The 3,225-nt window shown below is 70.9% G+C and carries 3 protein-coding genes; all 3 read left to right on the top strand.

Going from position 1 to position 3,225, the window contains the following annotated elements; translation table 11 throughout:
- The first annotated feature begins 11 nt into the window (after positions 1 to 11).
- Positions 12 to 1,418, top strand: coding sequence for an NADP-specific glutamate dehydrogenase (gene gdhA, locus ACIQOV_RS34245; protein ID WP_401054699.1), 1,407 nt, complete (start codon positions 12 to 14; stop codon positions 1,416 to 1,418).
- A 200-nt stretch (positions 1,419 to 1,618) separates the two neighbouring features.
- On the top strand, positions 1,619 to 2,494 hold the full coding sequence (locus tag ACIQOV_RS34240) for a GyrI-like domain-containing protein (RefSeq protein WP_401054697.1): 876 nt from the start codon (positions 1,619 to 1,621) through the stop codon (positions 2,492 to 2,494).
- A gap of 217 nt (positions 2,495 to 2,711) precedes the next feature.
- Positions 2,712 to 3,225 (top strand): VOC family protein (locus tag ACIQOV_RS34235; RefSeq protein WP_401054696.1); only part of this gene is annotated, 514 nt, incomplete at its 3' end.

Here is a 3,225-nt window from a genome sequence, read left to right as displayed (position 1 = left end):
GTCCTGACCAGATGCCGCTGACCCCCGCCACCCCCCACTCCTCCCTCGACTCCTCTCTTGACTCCTCCCTCGACGCCGAGCGGCGCGCGATAGAGGCGCTCTACGCGGACGTGGTCCGCCGCAACCGGGGCGAGGACGAGTTCCACCAGGCCGTCCACGAGGTGCTGGAGACCCTCGCGCCGGTGCTCGCCCACCGCCCCGAGCTCCTCGACGCCCGGATCATCGAGCGGATCTGCGAGCCCGAGCGGCAGCTGATGTTCCGGGTGCCGTGGACGGACGACTCCGGTGACATCCACGTCAACCGCGGCTTCCGGGTGGAGTTCAGCAGCGCCCTCGGGCCGTACAAGGGTGGGCTGCGCTTCCACCCCTCGGTGAACCTCGGGATCGTCAAGTTCCTGGGCTTCGAGCAGATCTTCAAGAACGCGCTCACCGGCCTGCCCATCGGCGGGGGCAAGGGCGGCTCCGACTTCGACCCCAAGGGCCGGTCGGATGCCGAGATCATGCGGTTCTGCCAGTCCTTCATGACCGAGCTCTACCGCCACCTCGGCGAGTACACCGACGTGCCGGCCGGGGACATCGGCGTCGGCGGCCGGGAGATCGGCTACCTCTTCGGCCAGTACAAGCGGATCACCAACCGGTACGAGAGCGGCGTGCTCACCGGAAAGGGCCTCGGCTGGGGCGGCGCGCAGGTCCGTACCGAAGCCACCGGCTACGGCTGCGTCATGTTCACCTCCGAGATGCTGCACAGCCGCGGCGAGAGCCTGGACGGGCGCCGGGTGGTCGTCTCCGGGGCCGGCAACGTCGCGGTCTACGCGATCGAGAAGGCCCAGCAGCTCGGCGCGACCGTGCTCACGTGCTCCGACTCCTCCGGTTACGTGGTGGACGAGAAGGGCGTCGACCTCGACCTGCTCAAGGAGGTCAAGGAGGTCCGGCGCGGGCGGGTCTCCGACTACGCCCGACTGCGCGGTGGCCACGTCCGGTTCGTCGAGGGCCCGGGCGTGTGGAGCGTCCCCTGCGACGTCGCGCTGCCCTGCGCCACCCAGAACGAGCTGGCGGAGGCCGACGCGCTGGCCCTGGTGCGCAACGGGGTGCTGGCCGTCGCCGAGGGCGCGAACATGCCCACCACCCCGGAGGCGGTGCGGGTGTTCCAGGAGGCCGGGGTGGCCTTCGGCCCGGGCAAGGCGGCGAACGCCGGCGGCGTCGCGACCAGCGCCCTGGAGATGCAGCAGAACGCCTCGCGCGACTCCTGGACCTTCGAGCACACCGAGGAGCGGCTGGCCGGGATCATGAAGCACGTCCACGACTCCTGCTTCACCACCGCCGAGCGCTACGGCCACCCGGGCAACTACGTGGTCGGTGCGAACATCGCCGGCTTCGAGCTGGTCGCCGACGCGATGCTGGCCCAGGGCCTGATCTGAGCCGCTGACGCGAGACCGCTGGCGCAAGGCCGCTGCCTCGGCGCCGCCGAGGCAGCACCGCCGAATCCGAGCCGCCGACGGCCGTCACCCGACGATCGGTACCCGACGATCGGTACCCGACCGGAGCGGGCACCGATTGTCGGGTGCGGCAGGGTGGGGCCTTCCTACGGTGAGTGTCACAAGGGAAGGGCGGGGTTGGCGTGCTGGAGCACCTGAACCGGGCGATGGACCGGATCGAACGAGACCTGGACCGCGAGGTCGACGTGGCCGAGCTGGCGCGGATCGCGATGACGTCGGAGTACCACTTCCGGCGGCTGTTCTCGATGCTCGCCGGGATGCCGCTGTCGGAGTACGTCCGGCGTCGGCGGCTCACCGTCGCCGGGGCCGAAGTCCTCGACGGTGAGCGGACGTTGCTCGACATCGCGGTCCGGTACGGGTACTCCTCGGGGGAGGCGTTCGCCCGGGCGTTCCGGGCCATGCACGGAGTCGGGCCCGGCGAGGTCCGGCGCGACGGTGCGGTGCTTGTCTCCCAGCCCCGGATGTCCTTCCGACTCGTCGTGGAGGGGAACAGCAGCATGGAATACCGGATCGTGGAGAAGCCGGACTTCCGGATCGTCGGCAAGAAGGCCCGGGTCACCCTGATCTACGTGGGGATCAACCCGGGGATCGCCGAGTTCATCAAGGGGCTCGACAAGGACACGGTCGCTCGGATCGCGGCCCTGTCCGGGGACGACCCGGCCGGGATCCTGTCGGTGAGCGACGACTTCTCGCCGAACCGCGAGGAGGGGTCCGAACTCGACTACTGGCACGCGGTGGTGGCGCGCGACGGTGTCGCCGTCCCGGCGGATCTGGACGTGCTCGACGTCCCGGCCGGCACCTGGGCGGTGTTCACCAACACCGGGCCGTTCCCGCAGGCCCTGCAGGAGATGTGGGGGGACGTGGCGAGCCAGTGGTTCCCGTCCAACCCGTACGAGGCTCGGCCGGGTCCGGAGATCCTCCGGGTCCGCCCCGTGCCGGGGACGGGCGACGCCGAGGCGGAGCTGTGGATCCCGGTGGCACGGGCCGTACGCAGCTGACGGATGGCGGGCGGCAGCCGACAGATAACCGATGACGAATGACAGATGACAGCTGACAGATTTCGAAATCTGTCAGCTGTCATCTGTTCGTCCACCCCGTTCGGCCCACCACCGCCCGCCAAGCTCCGCCCCCGCCCCGCATGCTGGGGCGGGAGGTGCGGGGGCCGAGGCGCCGAAAAACCCGGGAGTTCCCGAGCAAGCTGCGAGGACAGACGCCATGAAGCAGACCTCCGTGACCACCAACGCCCCCTGCTGGACGGAGCTGGGCACCTCCGACCCGCCCGCCGCCCTGGCCTTCTACACCGAGCTCTTCGGCTGGCAGGTGGACGACACGGCCCGCCCCGGGCACGGCGACTACACCCAGATGCTGGTCGGGGGCGCCCCGGCCGCCGCCATCACCCCGCGCTACGCCCCCCAGCAGCCGATCGCCTGGACGGTCTGCATCGCGGTCGCCGATGCCGACGCCACCGCCGCGAGGGTCAAGGAGTCCGGCGGCCGGGTCCTGAAGGACCCCACCGACGTCTCCGACTTCGGCCGCTTCTCGGTGGCCGCCGACCCCTCCGGCGCGGTGCTCATCGTCTGGCAGGCCCGCGCCTTCCGGGGCGCCGGGGTGTTCAACGAGCCCGGCTCGCTCGGCTGGGTGGAACTGCTCACCCGTGACCCGGCCGGCGCGCTCGCCTTCTACCCGAAGGTCTTCGGCTGGTCCGTCGCCCCGTCCGAGCACTACCCCC

The organism is Kitasatospora sp. NPDC091257, from assembly GCF_044757675.1.
Taxonomy (GTDB): Bacteria; Actinomycetota; Actinomycetes; order Streptomycetales; family Streptomycetaceae; genus Kitasatospora; species Kitasatospora lactacystinica.
This window is presented reverse-complemented; position numbering and strand designations above follow the sequence as displayed.

Bases quoted from the DNA above. Each gene is read 5' to 3' on its own strand.
- gdhA (WP_401054699.1), top strand. From the start codon at position 12: ATGCCGCTGACCCCCGCCACCCCCCACTCCTCCCTCGACTCCTCTCTT.